The 24,287-nt window shown below is 51.2% G+C and carries 23 protein-coding genes; 1 reads left to right on the top strand and 22 read right to left on the bottom strand.

The features are described from left to right. Positions 1-165: 165 nt before the first annotated feature. The 15 genes from rpsO to rimP all read right to left on the bottom strand — a co-directional run bounded on the left by rpsO (position 166) and on the right by rimP (position 14,938). Positions 166-435 carry a 30S ribosomal protein S15 gene (rpsO, locus tag HC352_RS03035; protein WP_168917522.1) on the bottom strand — a complete coding sequence of 90 codons (270 nt, stop codon included), beginning with the start codon at positions 433-435 and terminating at the stop codon, positions 166-168. 147 nt (positions 436-582) lie between these two features. Further along, the gene (locus HC352_RS03030) at positions 583-1,578 is read right to left on the bottom strand and encodes a bifunctional riboflavin kinase/FAD synthetase (RefSeq protein WP_168917521.1); all 996 of its coding nucleotides are present in this window, start codon (positions 1,576-1,578) and stop codon (positions 583-585) included. A 3-nt stretch (positions 1,579-1,581) separates the two neighbouring features. Then, positions 1,582-1,890 (bottom strand): hypothetical protein, encoded by a 309-nt coding sequence (locus HC352_RS08975; RefSeq protein ID WP_211080705.1) that lies wholly within the window; start codon positions 1,888-1,890, stop codon positions 1,582-1,584. Positions 1,891-2,074: 184 nt separating this feature from the next. Next, the gene (locus tag HC352_RS03020; protein WP_168917520.1) at positions 2,075-3,334 is read right to left on the bottom strand and encodes an ABC transporter permease; all 1,260 of its coding nucleotides are present in this window, start codon (positions 3,332-3,334) and stop codon (positions 2,075-2,077) included. Continuing rightward, positions 3,327-3,992: an ABC transporter ATP-binding protein gene (locus HC352_RS03015; RefSeq protein ID WP_168917519.1), complete on the bottom strand. Its 666-nt coding sequence runs from the start codon at positions 3,990-3,992 to the stop codon at positions 3,327-3,329. Before HC352_RS03015 ends, HC352_RS03020 begins: the two co-directional genes overlap by 8 nt. Beyond that, entirely contained in the window at positions 3,989-5,260 is a 1,272-nt protein-coding gene (locus HC352_RS03010; protein ID WP_168917518.1) for a peptidoglycan-binding protein, read from the bottom strand. Before HC352_RS03010 ends, HC352_RS03015 begins: the two co-directional genes overlap by 4 nt. 53 nt (positions 5,261-5,313) lie before the next feature. Beyond that, on the bottom strand, positions 5,314-6,261 hold the full coding sequence (locus HC352_RS03005) for a hypothetical protein (RefSeq protein ID WP_168917517.1): 948 nt from the start codon (positions 6,259-6,261) through the stop codon (positions 5,314-5,316). A 58-nt stretch (positions 6,262-6,319) separates the two neighbouring features. Beyond that, entirely contained in the window at positions 6,320-7,267 is a 948-nt protein-coding gene (locus HC352_RS03000) for a hypothetical protein (protein WP_168917516.1), read from the bottom strand. A gap of 91 nt (positions 7,268-7,358) precedes the next feature. Continuing rightward, positions 7,359-8,321: a hypothetical protein gene (locus tag HC352_RS02995; RefSeq protein ID WP_211080704.1), complete on the bottom strand. Its 963-nt coding sequence runs from the start codon at positions 8,319-8,321 to the stop codon at positions 7,359-7,361. 224 nt (positions 8,322-8,545) lie between these two features. After that, positions 8,546-9,571: a tRNA pseudouridine(55) synthase TruB gene (gene truB / locus HC352_RS02990; protein WP_247645221.1), complete on the bottom strand. Its 1,026-nt coding sequence runs from the start codon at positions 9,569-9,571 to the stop codon at positions 8,546-8,548. Beyond that, the gene (gene rbfA / locus HC352_RS02985; RefSeq protein WP_168917514.1) at positions 9,571-10,026 is read right to left on the bottom strand and encodes a 30S ribosome-binding factor RbfA; all 456 of its coding nucleotides are present in this window, start codon (positions 10,024-10,026) and stop codon (positions 9,571-9,573) included. The genes truB and rbfA overlap by 1 nt, the downstream gene beginning before the upstream one ends. A 32-nt stretch (positions 10,027-10,058) precedes the next feature. Continuing rightward, the gene (gene infB, locus HC352_RS02980) at positions 10,059-12,959 is read right to left on the bottom strand and encodes a translation initiation factor IF-2 (protein ID WP_168917513.1); all 2,901 of its coding nucleotides are present in this window, start codon (positions 12,957-12,959) and stop codon (positions 10,059-10,061) included. A gap of 70 nt (positions 12,960-13,029) precedes the next feature. Beyond that, positions 13,030-13,338, bottom strand: a complete 309-nt coding sequence (locus HC352_RS09185) for a YlxR family protein (RefSeq protein WP_168918584.1) — start codon at positions 13,336-13,338, stop codon at positions 13,030-13,032. Positions 13,339-13,490: 152 nt separating this feature from the next. Then, complete coding sequence (gene nusA / locus HC352_RS02970) at positions 13,491-14,468, bottom strand: transcription termination factor NusA (RefSeq protein WP_168917512.1); 978 nt, start codon at positions 14,466-14,468, stop codon at positions 13,491-13,493. Further along, the gene (gene rimP, locus HC352_RS02965) at positions 14,468-14,938 is read right to left on the bottom strand and encodes a ribosome maturation factor RimP (protein ID WP_168917511.1); all 471 of its coding nucleotides are present in this window, start codon (positions 14,936-14,938) and stop codon (positions 14,468-14,470) included. Before rimP ends, nusA begins: the two co-directional genes overlap by 1 nt. A 121-nt stretch (positions 14,939-15,059) precedes the next feature. On the opposite strand from rimP, the gene HC352_RS02960 reads away from it, so the two are divergent. Beyond that, positions 15,060-15,980, top strand: coding sequence for a hypothetical protein (locus HC352_RS02960; protein ID WP_168917510.1), 921 nt, complete (start codon positions 15,060-15,062; stop codon positions 15,978-15,980). 62 nt (positions 15,981-16,042) lie between these two features. On the opposite strand, the gene HC352_RS02955 is transcribed toward HC352_RS02960, so the two are convergent. The 7 genes from HC352_RS02955 to rlmN all read right to left on the bottom strand — a co-directional run bounded on the left by HC352_RS02955 (position 16,043) and on the right by rlmN (position 24,277). Then, positions 16,043-17,830, bottom strand: a complete 1,788-nt coding sequence (locus tag HC352_RS02955) for a proline--tRNA ligase (protein ID WP_247645220.1) — start codon at positions 17,828-17,830, stop codon at positions 16,043-16,045. 83 nt (positions 17,831-17,913) lie between these two features. Next, positions 17,914-18,768 (bottom strand): GNAT family N-acetyltransferase, encoded by an 855-nt coding sequence (locus HC352_RS02950; RefSeq protein WP_168917509.1) that lies wholly within the window; start codon positions 18,766-18,768, stop codon positions 17,914-17,916. Position 18,769: 1 nt separating this feature from the next. Further along, complete coding sequence (gene ispG, locus HC352_RS02945; RefSeq protein ID WP_211080702.1) at positions 18,770-19,930, bottom strand: flavodoxin-dependent (E)-4-hydroxy-3-methylbut-2-enyl-diphosphate synthase; 1,161 nt, start codon at positions 19,928-19,930, stop codon at positions 18,770-18,772. Positions 19,931-19,960: 30 nt separating this feature from the next. Then, positions 19,961-21,202 (bottom strand): M50 family metallopeptidase, encoded by a 1,242-nt coding sequence (locus tag HC352_RS02940; protein WP_168917508.1) that lies wholly within the window; start codon positions 21,200-21,202, stop codon positions 19,961-19,963. An 18-nt stretch (positions 21,203-21,220) separates the two neighbouring features. Continuing rightward, positions 21,221-22,447 carry a 1-deoxy-D-xylulose-5-phosphate reductoisomerase gene (dxr, locus tag HC352_RS02935; protein ID WP_168918581.1) on the bottom strand — a complete coding sequence of 409 codons (1,227 nt, stop codon included), beginning with the start codon at positions 22,445-22,447 and terminating at the stop codon, positions 21,221-21,223. Then, positions 22,447-22,998, bottom strand: a complete 552-nt coding sequence (locus HC352_RS02930) for a DivIVA domain-containing protein (RefSeq protein WP_168917507.1) — start codon at positions 22,996-22,998, stop codon at positions 22,447-22,449. The genes dxr and HC352_RS02930 overlap by 1 nt, the downstream gene beginning before the upstream one ends. After that, a complete protein-coding gene (gene rlmN / locus HC352_RS02925) occupies positions 22,991-24,277 on the bottom strand; it encodes a dual-specificity RNA methyltransferase RlmN (protein ID WP_168917506.1) in 1,287 nt (428 codons plus the stop codon). The genes HC352_RS02930 and rlmN overlap by 8 nt, the downstream gene beginning before the upstream one ends. Positions 24,278-24,287 lie beyond the last annotated feature (10 nt).

Here is a 24,287-nt window from a genome sequence, read left to right as displayed (position 1 = left end):
TAGGCGCTAAGCGCCGTGCACAACACTGGGCGTATTATGCATATTGACGACGACGGGCCGCCAGTTACGTAATCTATTCTACGCGATTACGTGCCTTTATGGGGTGAAAGGCGCACATTAAACTTATCGGCCCGAACCGTGGCGGCCGGGCCGATAAGTTTGACGTCAGCGGCGCAGGCCGAGACGGGAGATTAATGAACGGTAACGCTCGATGTCTTCTGCGGCGAGGTAGCCGAGGAGGCGCTTGCGCTTACCGATGAGAAGCATCAGACCACGACGTGAGTGGTGATCATGCTTGTGAGTACGGAAGTGCTCTGTCAATTCCTTGATACGGGCAGACAGAATTGCAACCTGGACTTCTGGAGAACCAGTATCGCCCTCGTGAGTTGCGTATTCCTTAATGATTTCGTTCTTACGCTCTGCAGATAGAGCCATACGATCACTCCTTTTCATCCTTGTTGCACGGAGCCCGAGGCTTGTTCTCTCGAGCGATGACACTCCGTGGCCGATCCAACGGCTGTTCGATTCTACCACGGCTTGAAATTCTGCCCGAATTGAGCACTGTGAGATTGGGTACCTCATTTAATGCGCGGTCACTGATTCCGGATCGACCCGCCCAGCTACCGGTACAGACAGCACATCGGCAGCAGTTCGCAGATCGTCATCCATTTGGCAGAGTAATCCATCAAGCTCACCAAAACTCATCATCGGACGTACATAATCAATAAAGTCGATAGCAACTTCTTCCCCATACAGGTTCAGGTCACTACGCCCAAGCACATGAGCTTCCACCGTGCGCTCTACCCCATCAAAATGCGGATTAGTGCCAATCGAAATAGCAGCCGGCAAATGCTCGGTAGCTTTCGTTTCTGGAACAGTACGCACCAGCCAACCGGCATACACGCCGTCGGCCGGAATTTCGCCAACACCTACGCCTGGCAGGTTCGCCGTCGGGAATCCTAACTGCCGGCCACGCTTAAACCCATGCTGGACTATTCCACGGATCCGATGCGGACGGCCCAACACTTCCGCAGCTTGGCGTACATCGCCAGCACGCAACAAATCTCGCACCCACGTCGAAGACCATCGGCGGCCATCATCTAAATTACATACGTCATCAACAATGACAGTTTCTAATCCAATAGCCGTTCCGAAGGTGCGCAACAATTGACCATCGCCGGTGTTTTGCCGGCCAAAATGAATATCTTCACCCGCCACAATAACCGACGCGTGAAGCATGCCTACAAGCTGGGACTCGATAAATTCTTCCGGAGCCTGGTTTGCATACTCCAATGTGTAGTGCTGAACAAAAACCGCATCGATACCTGCAGCCTCTAGGCGTTCTAACCGGTCAGCAAGTGAGGTAATCAGCGGCATCGGGGCGTCAGGGTTATGCACGATACGCGGGTGGGGATCGAAGGTTAAAGCAACTGCTTTCAAGCCTCGTTCACGCGCTTGCTTCACCGTTTCTTGAACCACGACTTGATGGCCTTTGTGTACGCCATCAAAAATTCCAATAGTAACAACGGTAGAGCCGATATCGGCCGGGATATCGGAACTTTTATGCCATATCTGCATTCGTTAGATTCCACGCAATCCTAGTTGGGTGCGCCCTTGCGATACGTCGTCAGGTGCGCCGGCTGGAGTATTTTCGGTACGCACACCGTGGTGGCGTCCTTTTCCACCGCAGCCACAACCACCGTGGCCATGCCCGCCGTGGCCTTGACCCTCACCGTGGCTGTGACTCTGCTTGCCATGACCATTTGCTCCGTGGCCATGCCCGCCACAACCGCAACCGCGCTTTTCTTCTGTTGCTACCTCAACCGTTTGGGTTTCTGTAGCTTCTGCCTTTTTGCCGCCGCAACCGCAGCCCTTTTTCTCTTCAGTCATAGGCACCATCATAATACGCCCAGCTCTCAATCGGTTGATGGTTCTCCTACGGCGATATGCCGTATCAAAACCGGGGAATACGGGGAGATCGTGCGCTATAGCACCCTATCGCCCCGTATTCCCCGGTTTCGTGCACATCTGCCACATCAGCTAAGCACCCAAGCTCTAAGCATGTAGCTTCAACCTAGTTCGAGCGCACCGCAATCGCCGGATGAATCATTGACGCTCGTGCCGCCGGGTATGCCGAAGCAACAACGCCTACCGCAGCACCCAGCACCGGTCCGAGCATGATCCATCCAATATTGAGTAACGCAGTCCATCCGCTAACTGCTGAAACGCCAACGATAATAACCGACGCCACTGCACTTCCAACGAGTCCGCCGAGTGCTCCGGTCACGGCACCTTCAACCCAAAACACTGCCGCAACTCGCCCGCGCGAACTCCCCAATGCTCGCCGCACTCCGATCTCAGTTGTGCGAGCGGTTACTGAAACAATCATGGAGTTCGCAATGAGCAAGACGGTAAGCACAATCAGGAACGCCCCTACCCATGCCGCTTGTTGCGCTAATTGCCCGGAAACGTTTTCTCGAATGCTCTCAACTGAAACGACTTGCGAGACTGAGAGTTTTTCGGGCTGGTTTGGCATAAGCGCTAGCCGTGCAACGTTTGATACTTGGGAGCCGGCACCAATTTTGGTGCGGATAAGAATATCGGTTTGTTTGTCTCCACCGGCGAGGTGAAAGGCTGTTTTCAACGGGAGGACGATGTGGTTTTCCAGTGTTTCACCGGGGAGGAATCCGGCTACGGAATAGGCTAGTCCGTCAACTAATACTTTGAGCCCTCGGGTATCGGAAGTTACTGGTATATCAAGTTTTTCTGCTGCGCTTTCGCCAAGGAAAACGACATCGTATGCTTGGTCAAGCATCCAGGCTTGTGTGGGCTTGTCTACGTTGGCCGCATCGAGATATGACGCTTCGGCACCGATAATGCTGATGGTATTGATCTCATCGTGGGTTATCGGATGGGTAATGGTCGGATGGATGGCGTCTAGGAGGTTTGACCGTCGCCCGACGGCTGCTACCGTATCGATTTTGAGGAGTCGTTCTTTTGCATCGGCGGGGTAGAAATATGTTTCGACTTTTTGCCCGTCAGGGCCGCGAGACGCTCTATCTGCATCGCCTCCTGGCCCGTCACCAGTCCCATCGGCTTTCGTCAGTAGGATTTGGTCAATGGTTGAGGCGGCGATGTCTGCGTCTACTTGGTGGGCAGCATTTTGCGAAATACCTACCGACGCTAGTAGAGCTCCGGTGCTTAATGCTACGGCCGCCATCATGAGGATGGTTCGCGCCATCCGGGCGCGCAGTTCGATCGCTACGTCGGCGAGGAGGTCGGCGATAGCGGCGCGTCGTTGTCGTATTTTGTGACCGATGTTGTATTTACTCATAGATTTTGCCGTCCTTTAAGTGGAGGACGCGTTGTGCCCACGATGCGAGGCGATCATCGTGGGTGATGACGACGACGGCGACTCCGTTGGCTGCTTGCTGGTCGAAGAGGTCGAGTACGGTTTTGGCGTTGACTGAGTCGAGGTTTCCGGTTGGCTCGTCGGCGAGGAGGACTCTGGGGTGGGTGATGATGGCGCGCGCGATTGCGAGGCGTTGTTTTTCTCCGCCGGAAAGTAGCCTAGAGAGGGAGTTTTTCCGCTCTGTTAGTCCAACATTTGCTAATGCTTCGTCGACGACGGTTTCGCGCTGTGCCGGATCAATCCCGGAGATCGCGAGTTTGATATCGAGATTTTCGCGTACGGTTCGATGCCCTAGTACGTGATAGTCCTGAAATACGAATCCCAGTACTTCGGCTCGGAGCCGATCGCGTTTTCGGGCGCTGAGTTTTGTTGTCAGGTGCCCGTCGAGCTCGTATTCGCCGGAGGTTGCTTCGTCGAGTAGTCCCATAATGTTGAGCAGTGTGGATTTTCCTGCTCCTGAGTATCCGACGATGGCTACGCGTTCTCCTGCTTCGACGTCGAGGTCAACGCCGTGTAGTACGGGCACCGGTGGTTTCACATCATAGGTTTTGCGGATGTTGCGCAGTTTGAGTACGCTCATTGGCCTATGACCACGGTGTCGCCGGCTTGGATGTTGTCGCTGGTGATGAGGGCGAATCCGTCGAAGGTTCGTCCTACACTGACTTCTATTTTCGCTGTTCCTTCTGGTTTGATTGCTGGGTCTTTCTTTAACACGTAGGTTGTGCCGGTATCTTCGCGTAGTGCGCTGAGCGGAACAGTGAGTCCGGAGACGGCTTGCCGTTCGGTGTTTGCGATGGAGAGGATGATTTCTTGTCCGTCGGTGTATCCTTCGCCGGGTAGGTCCACGCTAACATCGTGCCCGGGCAGTTGTGCGGCGGGGTTGTTCACATCGGCGTCTTTGAACTCACTGATTGCGTTGACGGTGGCTTGTTGTTTTTCGGTTGAGCCGACGGCGCTCAGTTCAACGTTTGCTCCGACGCTGAAGAGGTTTTTGTCTCCGACGCCGACGCGGGCGACTGCGATTGCTTTCCCACTTCGGAGTTTCGTGAGTGGTGTTTCTGCACTGATTTTGGTGTTCAGTGGCGCTATCTCGATAATGGTTGCAGAGCCTTGGGTGAGGGAGAATATTTCGTTTGCTTTTATTGTTGGGAGGTTGAGTTTTTTGGGTGTTTGGGTAGCTGGTTGTGTTGGGGAGTTAGACGGCGTGGAAGTTGCGCCTTGATCTGCCGGATTGCTCTGTGGTTCTTGTGCTTGGCTTTGCGCAGCTGCTGGTTGTGCCTCTGGTTCTTTGGGTGGTTCGGGCAACACTGCCCCAACGCGCTTATATAGTTCCTTCATAGCGTTTGCGGTGAGCGGTCCATATTCGCCATCGACGATGCCACGGTATAGTCCGAGTCGTACGAGAGCACGTTGTAGTTCGCGAACATCGGCGCCAGTATCTCCGGTTTTAATATCGCGATACATATCAAAGGGAAGATCGAGTGCAATAACTGGCCTGCCAGATACTTGGGCGAGAAGTTGCCCGGAGGAGATTGTTTCGCCTGGCGAGCGTGGTGTGGCAGTGACGATTGCTTGTCCACCTTCACCGGCTGCAACTGTGACCGGGAAGGTTGAGCCTAGTTGTACGCTTCCCTGAATTTCTATCGGCTCAGCAGGGAATTCCCGTTCTTCGACTTGGGCGGTTATTTCTGGTTTATGTTGTGCGTTGGCGATTGCTTCGTCATTTCCTGAACGCACAAATCGTCCCAGCAAGAATGCACCAATAAGTACCGCTATGGCTATGATGATGGTGACGATGATCCATGCGTAGCGTTTTTTATTCGTTTGCTGCGGTTCTTCATTGTGCATCAGTATGCTTTTCCTTTTGATACGCGAAATTACACGGGTTATTCTAAGTGGTTTTATTTAGTTGGTAGTTCAAATAGTTCGGGGTGTTCTTGTATATATTGTTTTGCTTCTGCTACTCGTTCATCGATCAACTGGCGCTGGGCTATCAGCTCCTTGGCATACTTCTGCACAATCGGAGCCTGCAAATCAGCCCACACCTGCGCCAACCGCGGCGTCGCATCAGTTTCTTCCTGACATTGCGCCGCCTTCAACGCAATCGCGATACTCTCCTCAGTCGGATCAATAAAACTATCAACACCTTCCACAAAGCCGGGTGATGCAGAACTCATCTGCAACCCCTGCTTATCAAAACACGCCTCCAACTCACCCGCGATCTCCTGCGCCCGCGGATCATCAAACAATTTGATCTCAATCTCGCCAAACTCATTAAACCATGGACCCGAACCACTGACTTCTCTCACATCGAACTTCTTAGATAGTGGATATGAATCACATGCCTCATGAAACTTATCCTCAGCCGTTTCTAGCACTCTAGCGTTTGACTCTTCTCGAAGCGCCCAAGCAGTTTTAGTTTCCGCGCTTCGCGCACTCAATCCACGATTCGCGATCGGTGTTTTCGAAGTCTCAACCCGGGTAAACCCGAACTGCGCAGCCATATCCTTATTCCACGGACCAAACTCACTAAACACCGGCGGATTAACCTGTAGCATCACCTCTGGTGGAATTCCAGTCCATACCAACCCGTCCAGTTTAGCCCGAGTACACTCCGCCTTTGCTGCCGACCATGCGGAAAGTAAATACGCCTCTTCCTCACGGGTAAGTCGATACCTATCCCACGGCAACTCAATAACCCACGAATCCCGATCAACCTTCACCGAAACATCAACCCCAACCGGCGAGGTAGATGGTTCCGCCTCGCCAGCTGAAGTATCAGGAGAACACGCTCCACTCAAAAACAACGCACTTGATAGTACAATCATCGACATTACATGCTTTTTCATAGAACTATTCACTTTCTTCATCGCCATAAACCGCCACTAACTTCACCGTCATGAACTATCACTTCCCCGGAGGTTCCAATAGCTCAGGGTGTTCTTGTATATATTGTTTTGCTTCTGCTACCCGCTCGTCAATCAACTCACGCTGGGCTATCAACTCTTTGGCATACTTCTTCACAATCGGAGCCTGCAAATCAGCCCACACCTGCGCCAACCGCGGCGTCGCATCAGTTTCTTCTTGACACTCCACAGCCTTCAAAGCAAGAGCAATACTCTCTGAAGTCGGGTTACGTTGTGGGCTAACTCCTTCTACATATCCGGGAACGCCCTCAATTGGTTTAAGCCCCTTACTTATGAAACATTGAGCCAGTTCTTCCACAACTGCTTTACCGCGACTATCCTCGAAAATTTGATCGCGAGTATCAGCCAGTAATTTTGTCCATGGACCCTGCACATCGAGTTCTTTTAACTGAAATCTCTTAACTTGGGGATACGAATCACACGTTTCATGCATAAGCTCTATGTCTCGCTCTGAAAACGTAGCATTGCTCTGCATCCCTTTTCTTTCTCGATCACGTTGTTCTTTGCTCTTAGCCACAAGATCGCGACCATTGATCGGTACATCTGAGAATTCGGCTGACGAAAAACCATATTGCTGTGCCATTTCTTTAACCCACGGCCCAAATTCCATAAAAACATGCGGGTTAACACCCTTGAGGGCTTCCGGCAATGTTGCAGTCCATGCAACGTCTTGCATATTCTCACGTGTACACTCGGCAAGTCCAAAAGATTCTGCAGAAACAAGGATAATGCGCTGTTCATCCGTCATCGTGTAACGATCCCATGGCAACGTTACCGTCCATAACTCTTTATCAACTTCCGCGCTCAGATTCAGACCCATGCTAGAAGATGCAGACGAGTCTACGTCTACCCCAGAATCAACAGAAGAACAGGCGCTCACAACCATCATGAGAGAAACAAGGAACACTCCATATTTCTTAATGAACATACTTAAACTCCCTATCCTCACCATATTCGTTCGAAACGCAGACAACTCACGACTCTATATCCGTGATGAAGAGACCGACTGCACATAAGAACTAGTCCGTTTTAACGTAAACATCGGGATGTTCTTGTATGTATTGCTTCGCATCTGCAACGAGAGCATCGATCTTTTGGCGGCCCGAAACAAATTCATTCGGATATTTCTTAATAATGTCGGCTTGTTTCTCAGCTAAAATCTCAGCAAGCTTCGGTGTAGCATCGAATTTCTCCTGGCATTGAGCTACTTTCAGTGCAATATCTATCTCTTCTTTAGCAGGATAAGGATTATTCTTTTTACGCCGAAAATCGAAGTTCTCAACTCCCCCAAACCCTTCCTCTGCCATTTTCAAACCCTCGGATTCGAAACAACTAGCAACGTCGTTATAAATTTGGCGAGCCGCATCGTCGTCAAATAGCTTGGCTCGCGCCTGATTAATCTCATCCCACCACGGCGCAATAACCAACTCGTAAGGGTTTTTAAACTTTTGAATATCTAGATCATCCTCGCACGAAGCAACTGCTTTTTCGAAAACATCCGTAGGGATCGCCCCTCGATCTTTGTAAACTTTCGCAACTACTTCTCTGGAAATAGGTGTGCGAACATCAGAACGCCCTGCAATAGGAATACGAGCAGTCGCAGGAGCATCAAAACCAAATTGCTGCGCCATACCTACTCGCCACACGCCAAATTCCGAGAAAACAGGAGGATTCATCGCATTTAAGCCAGAAAGAGGAGGTAAATCTACCCAAATTTGATCAGGCGCATATTTCTTGTAGCACGTCATACTGGCTCCCATATACGCCGAAGAAATTATATCCTCTTCATCTCGAGAAATTCCAAAACGATCTGCCGGCAAAGTAATCATCCATGAGTCACGATCAATATCTGCCTTCAAGTTCAACCCAGTAACATCAACATCGTCCACTGAACTTTGCGGTGGAGGCGGTTCTTCGCTACAGGCGCTTAGGATACTGCCGGTCAACATCATGGCAACTACAACTCGCAAAAACCGTTGCATATATCCCTCCCGAAAATTTCTCACCATTGAGCTGTTTATCTACACATGATAACGAAACGGAATTCGTTATAAAAGCATTTTCCTGCGTGTTCAAGCTAATGCGCACATTAATAATCAGATGAGCTACCAAAACCGGGGAATACGGGGAGATCGTGCGCTATAGCACCCTATCGCCCCGTATTCCCCGGTTTCGTGCACACTAATCTCGCAGCACTGCCCTACATCTAGATCCGAATCTGTAAATCAGGTTTCAACTGTTTGGAACGCGGCGAAACGATAGCAACCGCCTGCTCACCTAAAAACGCACACGCCGGCCATTTATTGGCACCCGCAATACGCTCTGGATCACGGCGTTCAATAAAAAGCCCGCGCCCGAGGCGCTCAGCCTCCTGGGCAGTCACCGAAATCCGGGAGAACGTTAGAGCACACACCGCATCAATACCCACGATCGGCAACGACTGCTCGCCCACTATCAGCTCACACAGGGCCTCGACCGTATGCGCATCCGCAATATCCCACTTGCCAACCTGGGTGCGGCGCAACATCGTCAAATGCGCACCCACCCCCAGTTTTTCGCCAAGATCGCGAGCCAACGCACGAATATAGGTTCCCGAAGAAACCGCCACACTCACATCGAACGCCAACACCGGGAAGCTCAACCCCTCCATCTGGTGGGTATGCGCAACAACATCGCTGGTACGGTCAAAACTATGGATTATTACTGACTGTGCAGCAAGCTCCACATCATGCCCGTCACGAACCAGATCATGGGCGCGTTTACCGCCAATCTTCTTCGCCGAAACAGTTGCCGGAACCTGCTGGATCGAGCCGGTAAGTTCAGCCATCGCACCATCAATATCCGCAGCCGTAATCTGGCCAACACGTGCACTCTGCGCGGCAGTTGGCGCTATCGCAGTACCATCAGCATCATCCGAATCCGTACCCACACCAATAACAATGCGTGCAAGATACCGCTTATCAGCACCAGTGAGATACTGGACGAGTTTAGTGGCCCGCCCAAACGCTACCGTCAATAAACCGGTAGCCATCGGATCAAGAGTTCCGGTGTGTCCAACTTTGCGAGTCGCACCCAACCGGCGCATCGCACCCACAACATCGTGCGAGGTCACACCTTGCGGTTTGTCGATCAAAATTAACCCATCGGCAGCTTCATGTCCACCACGCGGCAGATCGCCCCACGGCATTACGCGCCGGGGGCGATCTTGCATCTGTTGACGATTTCGCGCCACTACTGTGCGAAATCCTCGACGGGTTCGTCCTGCTCGTCGTCTTCTGGACGACGGTAGGGATCTGGATCTCCCGCATACTGTGCTTCTCGAGCCATCTGGCGGATCTGCTCATCCCTAAACTTAGCAGCAACCAGCAAGTCTTCAATAGACTTTGCTGACTCTGGCAAAGCATCGAGATGGAAAGCCAACGATGGAGTCAAGCGCAATCCGAGCTGCTTTCCAACATTGGAGCGAATCACTCCGGTGGCAGAACGCAATGCGGCTGCGGTGCTCTTCGCATCGTGTTCGTCACCGAAAACGGTGTAGAACACATCTGCATGCTGAAGATCTCCAGTAACGCGCACATCAGTAATTGTCACCATGCCTAACCGCGGATCCTTGATCTGCTTACCGAGCATGGAGGCAACTATTTGCTGAATACGCTCAGCTACTCTAGCTGCTCGTGGATTAACCATGTTTCCTCACTTTGCGTATAGTCACGTAACGATCAGTCGCGTGGCTTCTCACGCATCTCATACGTTTCGATGATGTCACCTTCGGCAATATCCTTGTAGCCAAGAGTGATACCACACTCGTAGCCTTCGCGCACTTCAGTCACATCATCTTTTTCACGACGCAACGATACGATCTCCAGGTTTTCCGCAATCGTCTTACCGTCACGGATCAGGCGTGCCTTGTGACCGCGACGGATCGAACCAGAACGAACGATCGACCCAGCGATAAGACCAGCCTTACCGGACTTAAACACCTGGCGAATCTCAGCAGTTGCCACTTGAACTTCTTCGTAGATCGGCTTGAGCTTGCCCTTCATAGCCGCCTCGACTTCGTCGATTGCCGCGTAGATGACGGAGTAGAACTTCATCTCTACGCCTTCAGCATCAGCCAATTCCGTTACTCGCTCTGCTGGGCGAACGTTGAAGCCAATGATGATGGCGTTGTCAACGGTTGCCAGATCGACGTCGGACTGCGTAATTGCACCAACACCGCGATGGATCACGTTGAGTTGGACTTCGTCGCCACCGATCTCGATATCGAGCAAGGATGCTTCGAGTGCTTCAACCGAACCAGAGGAGTCACCCTTGATAATGAGGTTGAGGTTTTCGATCTTGCCTTCTTCGATAGCTGCGTTGAGATCCTCAAGCGAGACGCGCTTGCGACGCTTGGCCAAAGTTGCTGCACGCTTGGCAGTTTCGCGACGTTCCGCAATCTGGCGTGCGGTACGATCATCGTCAGCGACGATGAGTTGATCGCCAGCCCCAGGAACCGAGGTCAAACCAAGAACCTGAACCGGACGTGCCGGGCCAGCTTCAGTCAGCCGGTTACCGTGTTCGTCAATCATGGCACGCACACGACCATAGGCGGTACCAACGACGATCGGATCACCGATACGCAATGTTCCTTCTTGGACGAGCGCGGTAATAATCGAGCCACGACCCTGATCGAGCTTTGCTTCAATCGCTACACCACGCGCTGGCTTGTTCGGGTTAGCCATTGGGGTAACGAGAATATCGGAGGTGGTGAGTACGGTTTCGAGTAAGGCCGGAATATTGATTCGTTGCTTAGCAGAGATATCGACGAATGCGACGTCACCGCCATATTCTTCGGCAACCAAGTTGTATTCGGTGAGCTGGGCACGAACCTTATCTGGGTTTGCACCATCAACATCGATCTTGTTCACGGCGACGACGATCGGCACGTTTGCGGCCTGTGCGTGATTGATTGCTTCAACGGTTTGCGGCATGACGCCGTCATTTGCAGCAACAACCAAGATGGCGACGTCGGTGATGTCCGCACCACGGGCACGCATCTGGGTGAAGGCTTCGTGACCAGGGGTGTCAATGAAGGTGATGGCACGTTCGCCGTCTTCGGCCTTGACGTGAGTCTGGTATGCACCGATGGACTGGGTAATACCACCAGCTTCGCCTTCGACGACGTCGGCGTTACGGATCGCGTCAAGAAGCTTGGTTTTACCGTGGTCAACGTGGCCCATAACGGTCACTACTGGTGGACGTGGCACACGATCTTCTTCAGATTCGTCAGCGTGCTCAGCGTCAATATCAATGTCGAAGGATTCGAGAATCTCACGATCTTCGTCTTCTGGGCTCATGATCTTGATGTCATAACCAAGTTCGGCACCAAGGAGTGCGAAGGTATCTTCGTCCAAGGACTGGTTAGCTGTTGCCATCTCGCCCATACGGAACAAGACGGTAACCAATGCTGCTGGATCTGCTTCAATGCGTTCTGCGAAGTCAGCTAGAGATGCGCCAGCGCGTACCCGAACCACAGTGGAACCATCGCCACGTGGAATCTGGACGCCTTGGAGCATCGGTGATTGCTGCTCTTCCCACTCTTGACGTTTTGCCCGCTTAGACTTGCGGTTGCCACGGCCGCCTCCTTGGCGTCCGAATGCACCTGCAGTTGAACCGCCGCGTGCTTTACCGCCTGAACGGGTAAACCCAGGACGTCCGCCAGCGTTATTACCGCCACCGAAACCGCCGCCACCGTTACCTCCACGGCCACGGCCACCGCCGCGGTTTGGAGTAGCAGCTGGTACTTGTTGTTCCGGCATCATATTCGGACTTGGACGCACGCCTGTTCCGGTACGTGCTGGACGAGCACTGCCTTCTGGGCGTGGACCGCGGCCTTGACCGCCTTGGCCGCCTTGACCGCCACGGCCTCCTTGGCCGCCACGGCCTCCTTGGCCCTTGCCAGCAAAGGATGATCCGTTCGGACGTGGACCGCGGCCTTGACCACCCTGTCCATTGCGTCCACCCATTCCTTGCTTAGGCGCAAATGGGGAGTTACCCGGGCGTGGCGCACCTGGACGTGGGCCACGGCCACCACTTGGACGCGGTGGAGCAGCATCACGGGCAGCTTCTGCTGAGGCATGTGCTGAACCTGGAGTCACGCCATGAGCAACCGGGCGTGGTGCTGGGCTTGGCTTCTTTGCTGGCTTAGCTTCGTTCGCGGTAGATTCGCCAGCTGGCGCAGTTGGCGCCTTAGCTGCTACCTGGCCTGGCTTCTTAGGTGCCGGTTTGCTCGCAGCTGTTTTTGCAGTAGCTTTTTTGACTGCAGGTTTTGGCGCAGCCGGAGCTGGTGCGCTTGGTTTTTCAACACTAGCCGAAGCTGGTGTCTCTTGAGGCGCTGCAGCCTTAGCTGGGCTTACGCTCGTTGGCGTAGCCTTGGGAGCTGGCTTCTTAGCAACCTTCTTCTTATCCACTTCATCGGGATGATTTTCAAAATATTCACGTGCTTTACGCACGACTGGTGCCTCGATTGACGAGGACGCAGATTTAACGAATTCGCCTTCAGATTTAAGCACTTCAAGTAATTTCTTACTTGTCACACCAATCTCTTTAGCAAGTTCATGGACGCGGACCTTAGCCACATTTCTCCTTATGTCTTGGCCCGCGCAATCTGTGCGTCAGGCCCCTGTTTGGCAGCTCATCGCTGGGTACTCATCGGGTGCCCATCGGCTCTCTACCCGCTTTCATTGGGTTATTAGCACACGCATGTGCTGATCGAACAAAATCACTCACATAAGCGTCAAGTACATCCGTGCTTAAAATTGAGCGCCGAAACGCCCGAGCAAACTGAGATGTTTTAATCGCTTGTGCGACACATTCGGAACGCGGATGAATCCACGCCCCTCGCCCTGGCATAATTGCGCGAGGATCGGGTTGAAGACAACCATCATCACTAGCAATTACACGCAAAAGCTCGTTCCGGTACGCCTTAGTACGGCAACCGACACAGGTACGAATCATGATCCGATTAGGTAAACCGGCCCTGTTCTTATTAGTCGATAGCATTAACACAGACATACAGAACTCATTCTACTGTACATCCATGCCTAAATTAAACGATATGAGCCGTGCCCCTGCACACATTGCCTGGGCACGGCTCACACATCAACGCCTTATTCTGATTCCTTACGAATATCAATTGACCAGCCAGTTAGCTTGGCCGCCAATCTCACATTCTGCGCTTCCTTACCAATAGCTAACGACGCTTGATCATCAGGAACTATGGCACGCGCTTGACGCATATCACGGTTGAGGATTTCCACCTCAGCAACTTTCGCCGGAGAAAGCGCAGCCGCAATAAACACAGCTGGATCGTCGTCGTAATCAACAACATCGATCTTCTCTCCGTGCAATTCTTGAGTCACAGCACGAACACGCTGACCATTATGGCCAATCAAAGCACCTTTAGCACCAACCGAATCGTCATTACTCCACACAGCAACCTTCGTACGATGCCCTGCTTCGCGTGCCAATGCAACAATCTCAACTGTCCCATCAGCAATTTCTGGAACCTCAGTTTCAAAAAGTTGGCGGACAAAATCTGGGTGGGAACGCGATAGTCGAATCGACGCCCCATGCGTACCAACTGCAATATCTAATATGAGTGCACGAATGAGATCTCCATGCTTGAAGTGCTCCGATGCAACTTGCTCATCAGCACGCAACAGTCCCCGGTGCTCACCCAGTTCAATAAACAAATCACGTGATACCGACGACGAACCTGCGTTTCCTTCCACAACACCAGAAACTAGCTGGCCCTTTTTACCTTGGAATGTTCCTAAAACGCGCTCAGTTTCGGCATCTCGTAACCGCTGGGAAATAATCGACCGAGCAGTAGAGGTCGCAATGCGACCAAAGTCATTTGGGGTATCATCAAATTCGCCGATAACTTCATTATTCTCATCTACTTCCGGTGCCCACACCGTGACTTTTCCGGTAGTACGATCCAAGTCTACCCGCGCGCCTTTAACGGCTCCGGGCATGCGGTTATAGGCATGGACAAGAGCTTCTTCAATAGCATTAAGCAGAAAATTCAGATCGATACCAAGTTCGGATTCTACAATCCGAAGTTCGTTCATAGACAGTTCCATCAGTTCTCTCCCCCAGCTTTGTTCAGCTCTAATATGACGTGCGCACGTGCTACGTCAGCAACCGCAATTGTACCCGGATTACCAGCAAGCGTGATAACGCCATCGGCAACATCGCAAATACGCTCAGTTAGTTTTGTCCCATCAGCCAATACGAACGCAACTTTTCGACCTATCGACCGCGAAAAATGACGCTCCTGCGATAGCTCACGAGTAGCTCCAGGTGTTGATACCTCCAACGTATAAGCACCACGAATAGGGTCATGCTCATCAAGTACCTGTGAAATAGCTCGGGAAACATCTGTCAACTGAGTAGAATCAACACCACCTGGTCCAGCTGGCAGATCAACAGTAACTCGAACAACCGTATGCTTACCCGCGCCAACAACGCGAACAGTCTCCAGCCATAAACCCGAATCCTGCACAACAGGATCAAGAAGTTGCGCAATGAGCGCCGATACATTATCTACCATGTTCCCAACACTACCGGTTTGACACTATTGCTGTCATGGTACAGCAGAAAAATCACGTTCTATATTTCGGTTTTGCTGTGCTCATTACACACATAAACACCTAGTGTGGCAAAGTAGTCTTATGGCTAAACGTTCTTCTCATTCCCGATCCGCTCTTGCTTCATGGCTATCTTTTATTGGAATAGCCATCGTTGGTATCGCAGTTTTTGCCTTATCTATGGTCCTTATGGGGGCCCGTTTAGAGCATGTCTCCGTAGCTCCTGAACCGCCGAGCCAAGCAGAGAAAGAGCGCCAGAATAGCGCTGTTGCGATTTCTCGCACCCAAAATCTCGCCCAACAATTATTGGCAGACCCAAAGCTTGTAGATAACAGCGAAACCGTGACAGAAATTAGCCAAGCTAGTGCCCAATGGTTAACAGCTGTTGGAAACGTGTGGATTCCTTGGCCCGACGGGGCTCCTGAAGGCTACCAGAATCCAACTCTTGACCTGACCGCTACGAATATAAGCGTCGAAGAACTTCATACTGAACTACTGGCTCTTGCCGATATGCTTGTTGCTAGCACCGATCTTGACGGTAGCCTCGCAACCTCGATCGCAACAAAGTCCCGCCTCTTAGCACAACATCTTATCCCTAGCGACACTCCTGCCACTGCCTGCCACAACCCCGATTTTTCGGTTTTAGGAACCCATATCACGGGAGAGAAAACCTTAGCTTCCTTAGAAGTTAGCCGCCAATGGCTTGAATACCACGCAGCTATCACCGACGTAGCAGATCGCGCTGATCTTCATCAACAAATTTCCCTTTTAACACAGTTAACAGAAAACATGCTCGACGCCGGTACCCCCGATTCGCGCCCGGCGTTAGCTCCGCTCGTTCCTGATAGCGACGAAACAGCAGGACCACAGATCGTGGTCGATGAATTGATCGAACAAGCCCAACACGCTTCGGCTGATGAACGCGAAGCAACCACAGCATTCTTGTGCCAATTTGCCAGTACACAGCAACTATCGGCAACACCTGGGTTAGCTCCAAAAAACTGATATAAAACTAAGTGACGGTTGACTAGAAAGCCAACCGTCACTTAGATGATGGATAGTTCGGGTTACTTAGCCTGTGCCATCACAGCATCGAGCTTTCCAAGAGCTTCGTCAATAGCAACCTCAATATTTTCGCCACTGCGACGATCCCGGATTTCTACCTTGCCGTCTTTCAATCCACGGCCAACAACAATCGCGAATGGCACGCCGATCAGTTCGAAATCAGCAAACTTGACGCCGGCTGACACCTTGACACGATCATCATAAAGAACCTCAAGACCACGCTCAGATAGCTCATCAGCAAAACGTTGCGCCGTATCAAATACCGCAGCATCTTTACCAGTTGCAATCACGTGCACCTGAGCAGGAGCAAGATGAAGTGGCCACTTCAGACCCATATCATCGGAATTCAGCTCCGCTAGCGCAGCCATCACACGCGAGACGCCAATACCATAGGAGCCCATGGTTACCACTGCCATCTTGCCATTTTGATCCAAGACAGTAAGATCTAGAGCTTTCGCATACTTGCGTCCCAGTTGGAAGATGTGCCCAATTTCGATACCGCGTTCGATTGTCAGCGGACCAGAACCATCTGGAGCTTCATCCCCTTCCCGAACCTCAACTGCCTCAATCGTGCCATCAGCTTCAAAATCACGGCCATAGACCAGATCGAAAACGTGTTGGTCAATCTCGTTTGCACCAGAAATCCAACGAGAACCGCGAGCGATATGCGGATCGAGCAAGTAACGTACAGAACCGGAGATCTCCCCTTCCTCACTGATCGTGCGGGAAGCAGCGTTTGGTCCAACAACTTCTGGCCCAATATAACCGGTAACAAGTTCCGGATGCTGTGCCAAATCCTCAGCAGTGGCCATCTCCACTTCAAGGGGCGCAATATTAGCTTCAACGCGCTTCAGATCGACTTCTCGATCACCAGGCACGCCAATAACCACAACTTCACGCTCACCATCAGGATGAACAAAAGCAACAACAACATTCTTCAACGTATCGCTCGCCTGCCATGCTCGATCTGCACGAGGGGCAACCTGATTCGCCATCTCAACAAGCGAAGCAATCGTCGTTGTGCCCGGCGTTGGCACAATATGAGACTGCGGGACGTCAGAATAGTCTTGCTCTGGCTGCGCAGGCGTCGTCACAGCTTCCGTATTGGCAGCATACCCACCAGCAGACATGACAAATGTATCCTCACCAATCTCACACGGAGATAAAAACTCTTCCGAGCGTGAGCCACCCATCGCACCTGATTGAGCAGAACAAATAACAAAAGGAATACCGAGGCGATGAAAAATCTTCTGGTAAGCCGAACGCATCGTTTCGTATGAACGATCCAATCCAGCGTCGTCGATATCGAAAGAATATGCATCTTTCATAATAAATTCGCGGGTACGAATAATACCGGCACGCGGACGAGCCTCATCGCGATACTTATGTTGGATCTGATACAACGATACCGGCAAATCCTTATACGACGAATACATGTCCTTCACCGCCAACGTAAACATTTCTTCATGCGTTGGCGCTAACAGATAATCATTCTCGCGCCGGTCCTTCAACCGGAATAAGTTCGGACCGTATTCTTCCCAACGATTCGTTGCTTCGAATGGCTCGCGTGGTAATAACGCTGGAAAATGCATTTCTTGCGAACCGGCATTATCCATTTCTTCACGGACTACAGCTTCGACTTTACGAAGAACTTTCAAGCCAAGTGGCAACCACGTATAAATACCTGGTGCAGCGCGCCGTACGTATCCGGCACGTACCAGCAGTTTATGAGAACGGACCTCTGCGTCGGCCGGATCGTCGCGGAGGGTACGGACAAAGAGTTCAGACATTTTTAGCACGATTCCAGTTTAACTGTTTACGCGCCCTTACCCCATTTCCCCGAAAGAATCTCACGTGGCGTTCAACACTATCGTTAGGATAAAAGAACAGTTGCGTATTCTCCAACGACGACGAAACCTGCCTTCTCGTAGGCCCGTACCGCTGCAATATTGTAATCATTGACGTATAACGATACAGTTGGCGCGATCGTTGCACTCACCAGCTGAGCTACCCGTGCCATCGCTGGCCCAGCAAGGCCCCAACCACGCAGATCTGGATGTACCCAAACCCCTTGTATTTGGGCAACATGACCGCCAAGAGCACCAATATCTGCCTTAAACTCCACACGCATTTGTCCACCTGCGCCGCCCATACGCACAAACGTTCGTCCGTGACGTATAAGCCCATGAACACGTTGAGCGTAACTAGGACCGTAGCTTGTTGGATCGTAACCAACTTCTTCGATAAACATCGCTACCGAGGCAGGCAGAATAAGACCACTTTCCGCGGGTTTGGCCATCCGAACCGTAGTATCTACTCCACAGTTCGACTCCCCGGACCACACCATAGACAATTGGTGCTCACGCACCTCTCGCGGTTGCGGGTAATCAGCTTGAATACGCTGCCATAAACCTAATACTTGGTCCGCCGGTCCTACAATCGAATTAGCAATCCGATCATGGCGCCGCACATAATCGGCAAGTTGATCAAGACCTTCGTCATCAAATCCCACCGGAATAATATTTGCACCTAGCCAACATAAGGCTCGCAAGCCACCACCGTCGTCATCAATCCCAACAGCATGCGATGGCCGGCGTACTCGTGACTCAATAGGCACACGCGCTAAAACCGACCCAACAGGATCTTGGTCCAAAAAAAGACGTGCCTGAGATAAATCAAGGGCAGTTAAGCGCCGCAAATCTCCACGACGACGCAACGGCCACATCATCTCACACGATCACTTCTGGGGTAGCGTCGTCGTCTTCTGCCAAACCGAGTTCTTCAGCAACTAACCGAGCACGTGCAATCAACGTCGGCACGATATCAGCTTCTGGCACAGTATCAACTACCTTGCCACGCACAAAAATCTGCCCCTTGCCATTACCTGAAGCAACCCCGAGATCCGCTTCACGCGCTTCGCCTGGGCCATTGACAACGCAGCCCATCACAGCAACCCGCAACGGGAAAGAAATATCTTTTAAGCCCTCCGAAACCTGCTCTGCTAACGTATAGACATCAACCTGAGCACGCCCACACGAGGGACACGAAACAATCTCAAGTTTCTTCGGCCGCAAGTTCAACGAACGTAAAATCGCCTCCCCCACCTTAACTTCCTCAACTGGTGGAGCTGACAACGAAACCCGAATCGTATCGCCAATACCTTGGGAAAGTAACGCACCAAATGCCACCGCAGACTTTACCGTTCCTTGGAAAGCTGGGCCGGCCTCAGTAACACCTAAATGCAGTGGCCAATCCCCCGCCTGTGATAACAGCTCATAGGCACGTACCATCGTCACCGGATCATGATGTTTCACTGAGATAGCAAAATCGTAAAATCCCGCATCTTCAAATAATCGTGCTTCATTAACCGCGGATTCAACAAGGGCTTCTGGAGTAGCCTTGCCATATTTTTTAAGCAGACGCGGATCAAGCGAACCGGCGTTAATACCAATACGCATAGCTGTCCCATTCGCATTCGCAGCCGCCGCAATCTCCGGGATACGGTCATCAAATTTCTTAATATTTCCCGGATTAACGCGCACTCCACAACCAGCCTCAATAGCAGCAAAAACATAACGAGGCTGGAAATGAATATCGGCAACCACCGGGATTTGTGACTTATCAGCAATGGTTGCTAACGCGTCTGCGTCTTTATCTGTTGGGCAAGCCACTCGAATAATATCGCAACCAGCAGCAGTCAACTCAGCAATCTGTTGCAATGTAGCACCAATATCGTGAGTCTTTGTGGTGGTCATCGACTGGACCGACACCGGAGCATCGCCACCAACTTTGACATCGCCGACCTGAATCTGGCGAGTTTTCTTCCGTGGACGCAAAACCGGATCGGCTTCTTTCACAGCTGGCATTCCTAAAGCAATTGGCATATTCACGTTCTGTATTATTCCACTCTTACGACCATCTCACACGATGGGATTAACGATATCGACCACAGTTAACAATACGGTCATGAAAACAAAGAAAAGAATGACCCCGTAACTCAACGGCAATAGCCGCGCAGTATCAAACGGTCCCGGATCTGGTTTACCGCGAGCAAATGCGATATGCCGGCGTAACCCTTCAATGATTGCGCCTAAAATATGACCACCGTCAAGTGGCAACAATGGAATCATATTAAAAATAAACAATGTCATATTCAGCCCGGCAAGCAACATCAGCAAATCGGCAAGCCGATCCCAAAAACCGTAGTCTTGGGCATCCGTAGCACTAATCGACCCAGCCACATCAGCAATCCCGACGATGCCAACAACGGAATCTGGGCTACGTTTTTCCCCAGTAACGAGCGTAGCTGCCGCATCCCAAAGTTTAACTGGCAGGCGGACAAGTATCTTTACCGTTCCGGTGGCCATCGCCCATGCTTGTTGTGGAACATCTAGAAGCGTCCCTAGTTCGCGTTCAATTTTTGGCCCAATTCCTACAAACGGCTTTGCAACAACATGTCCTGATCCATCCTCGCTCTCCCGTATCACTGGAGTCACGGTGAGAGTTTGCCGAGTATTGTTACGTTCAACGACGACGTCGGTAGGTGCAGTCCCACCGTCGACAATCGCCTGTTGAATATCTTGCCACGTGTGCACTGGAGTTGCGCCCCACGAAATAATTGTGTCTGCGGGTTTAATGATGCCAGATGCTGGAGCCGGCGTGCAGGTTTGTGCATTATCTACACAGCGAGCAACTTGTGAAATCGTCGTCGATAAGTTGGGCAATCCAATTCCAACTGTTACTACTGCCAATAACACAACACTGATAATCATATTCGTCACTGGCCCACCAAACATGACAATCATTTTTAATCGGGCCGGCAAATGCCAAAAAGCACCCGGTTGGGACGGATCGTCGAATTCTTGAGCAGCCTGCAGGCGAGCTTCTTGAGCCAACGTCAGCGAACCATCTTTTTTAGTTGTTGGCGTGTTACTACCAGCCGGCGGCAGCATTCCAGCAATTGACACAAATCCGCCTAACGGAAGAGCCTTAATGCCCCACTCAGTTCCACCTTTATGAACTGACCATAGTGTTGGACCGAAACCGACAAAATATTGACTAACTTTTGCACCGAACTTTTTTGCCGGAATAAGGTGACCAAGTTCGTGGATAGCTACCGAAATAACTAGCCCGACGATCATAAAAACAATTCCAGGAAGCATTCTTCTACTTTCGTTTAATTAGGCACGCCGACGCATAACATCGTGTGCTAATACCCGAGCCTGCTGTTCGGTTTCAAGTAAGGTATCAATATCTCGTTGCGCGGGGATGTCCATCATATTCAACACCTCGTCAACCGTATCAACAATATCTAAATATGGTATTTTTCCAGCTAAAAACGCACTAACACATTCTTCGTTCGCCGCATTCAAAAGTGCCGGATGTAACGAAGAAGTAGCAACGGCTTGCTGTGCTAGCTTTACTGCCGGAAAAACCTCATGATCAAGCGGCTCAAAAGTCCACGCAGTGGGCTGATCCCACGGGTGATACGGCGTAACATCGCTGAGGCGATCCGGCCACGAAATGCCCAACGCAATCGGCAACCGCATATCTGGTTGAGAAGCTTGAGCGATCGTGGAACCATCGATGAACTCTACCATTGAGTGAATCACTGACTGCGGATGAACAATCGGAACAATATTCGTTGGCTCGACATCAAACAAGTAGGCTGCTTCTATCAACTCCAGGCCTTTATTCATTAAAGTTGATGAGTTAATCGTTACCACTGGCCCCATCGCCCACGTGGGATGGTCAAGAGCCTGTTGCGCCGTCACGTCAGTAAGCTCATGACGTTTTTTGCCCCGGAATGGCCCACCAGAAGCCGTTAAAATGATTCGATTGACTTCGCTTGTGCCATCAACAATAGGCGATGTTAGCCCCTTACGGTGACGGCCCGAACGCAATGCTTGAGCAATAGCCGAATGTTCGGAATCTACCGGAACAATTTGGCCGGGCCATGACATTGCCTCACGGACTAGTCCCCCTCCAACAACCAAAGACTCTTTATTCGCTAATGCTAAGGTCGCACCGGAACGCAATGCTGTCAATGTAGGCATTAAACCAACAGAGCCAGTAATACCGTTCACTACCACGTCAGAAGATTCAATGCTCGTACCTGTGCCTAAACCAGCCAGCTCAACCATAGCTTGTGGCCCAGCAATAAGTTGTGGCATAGCACGATGCGCGAACAGTTGCCGCCACTGTGCACTAAACTCATCGGCAGCCTCACGGTCAGCCAAGCCCACAATAGGAACATCAAATTCTCCAGCTTGTTGTACAAGGAGCGAAATCCGCGAACCACCTGCACCTAAAGCCTGGACATGAAAGATATCCCGATGGCGTGAGATAACATCGAGCGTTTGCGTACCGATCGACCCAGTCGATCCCAGAATAATGACGTTTCGCATCATTCCACACTTAGCAAAACCGAAATAACCCGATCTAAGAACACGTCTACAACCGCTTCATCATAAGCATTATCACCGGAAGCTGAAGCGAATGTTGCGTTCCTAATATCCGCCGATGTCAAGGACTCAGCGTTATCAAAGAAAGCAATAATACGTTCCATCATCGCATCCACATCAGCAATCGCGTATCCCTTACCTTCCGGATGCGCAAACCGTTTTCCAGGCGCACGGCGCAACCGAGGATACAAGCTAGTTGCTCGCTCATAGGTTTCGCGTAACCACTGTTCCTCACCAGCTTCTCGAACACGGTTAGCACGGCGCCGTTGTACAAAAGCACGTTCTAGCCGGTCTAATGCGGCATCCACTAGCTGAGCATGGTACCCATTACGCACCCACCCAAATGACATATTCCGGACAGTTTCTTCATTAATCTCAGAAGTGTCTTCTGGTCCAGCAGCATAGGCATTTTTGGCTTGCGTTAAAAATGAATCGACCTGAGCGGGATCGTACCCGGAACGAAACCAGCCAACCCGAGCAAACGTATCAGTCATCGCTTTCTCCATTCTTCGTTGCCGCTATCGCGGCTAGTGTCGAATCAAAATCTTGAGGTTCACTACGATGGGCATCAATACGCGCATCCACCGCAGCTTGAGCTTGGGCTGCCCGTCGTGAGACATGCTCCCGATCAACAACCTCGGCAGCTAACTGACCACAAGCCCCATCAATATCTGAACCACGAGTGTCACGGATCGTCGTCGAGATCCCAGCCTTAGTCAATGTTTGAACAAAAGTTCGCGTATCTGCCGCTGTTGACGCTGTCCAAATTGATCCAGGGGTAGGATTAAGCGGAATTGGATTGACATGCGCCCAACCACGGCCGCGTGAATTAAGTTCGGCCGCTAATAATTCTGCCCGCCACTGATGATCATTCATATCTTTAATCAACGCGTACTCAATGGACACCCGCCGGCCAGTACGCACAAAATAATGCCGCGCACTATCCAATAATTCACCCACTTTATAGCGTGAATTAATCGGAATAAGATCATCGCGTAAACCATCATCTGGAGCGTGTAGCGACACCGCCAACGTCACCGGTAAACCTTCATTGGCTAATTTCTTAATAACCGGAACCATGCCAACTGTTGAGACAGTAATATTACGAGCTGACATACCAAAACCAGCAGGAACAGGATCTACCATCCGATGCAACGCGTCACGCACTGCAGAATAATTGGCTAGTGGTTCGCCCATACCCATAAATACCACGTTCGTTACTCGCACTGACTCGCCAAAAACTCCTTCAGCAGCAGCTTTACGGGCATATCGCAACTGCTCGAGAATCTCAGCCGTAGTCAGATTTCGAGTCAAACCAGCTTGGCCGGTAGCACAAAATGGGCATGCCATACCACAGCCTGCCTGCGAGGAAATACAAAGCGTCGCCCGGTCTGGATATTTCATCAATACCGATTCAACAACCGCCCCGTCAAACAGTTTCCACAATGTTTTAATCGTCGTGCCACCGTCAGCGATTTGGTCACGAACTTTTGTTATCAACTGGGGCAAAAAAGTCTTAGCCAACTCGGTTCGCTGCGTTTGCGGAAGATCAGTCATCTGGTCTGGATCAATACAATTATGCTCAAAATAATGGCGCGATATCTGATCAGCTCGAAACTGTGAATATCCCTCATTGGCAAACATCGCACGCCGCTCACTGCGACTGAGATCGACCAAATGCCGTGGCGGTTTACCATGACGCTGTTCAGTAAACGACAGCGACGGGCGCGGGCCTTGCTCCACGCGGGGCATAACTTGTTTAGTCTTCTTCATTCCAGTCCTT

Origin of the sequence: Arcanobacterium buesumense, from assembly GCF_012563545.1 — a bacterium.
GTDB classification, from domain to species: Bacteria; Actinomycetota; Actinomycetes; order Actinomycetales; family Actinomycetaceae; genus Arcanobacterium; species Arcanobacterium buesumense.
Note: the sequence above shows the minus strand (reverse complement) of the source record. Positions and strands in the feature narration are given on the sequence as shown.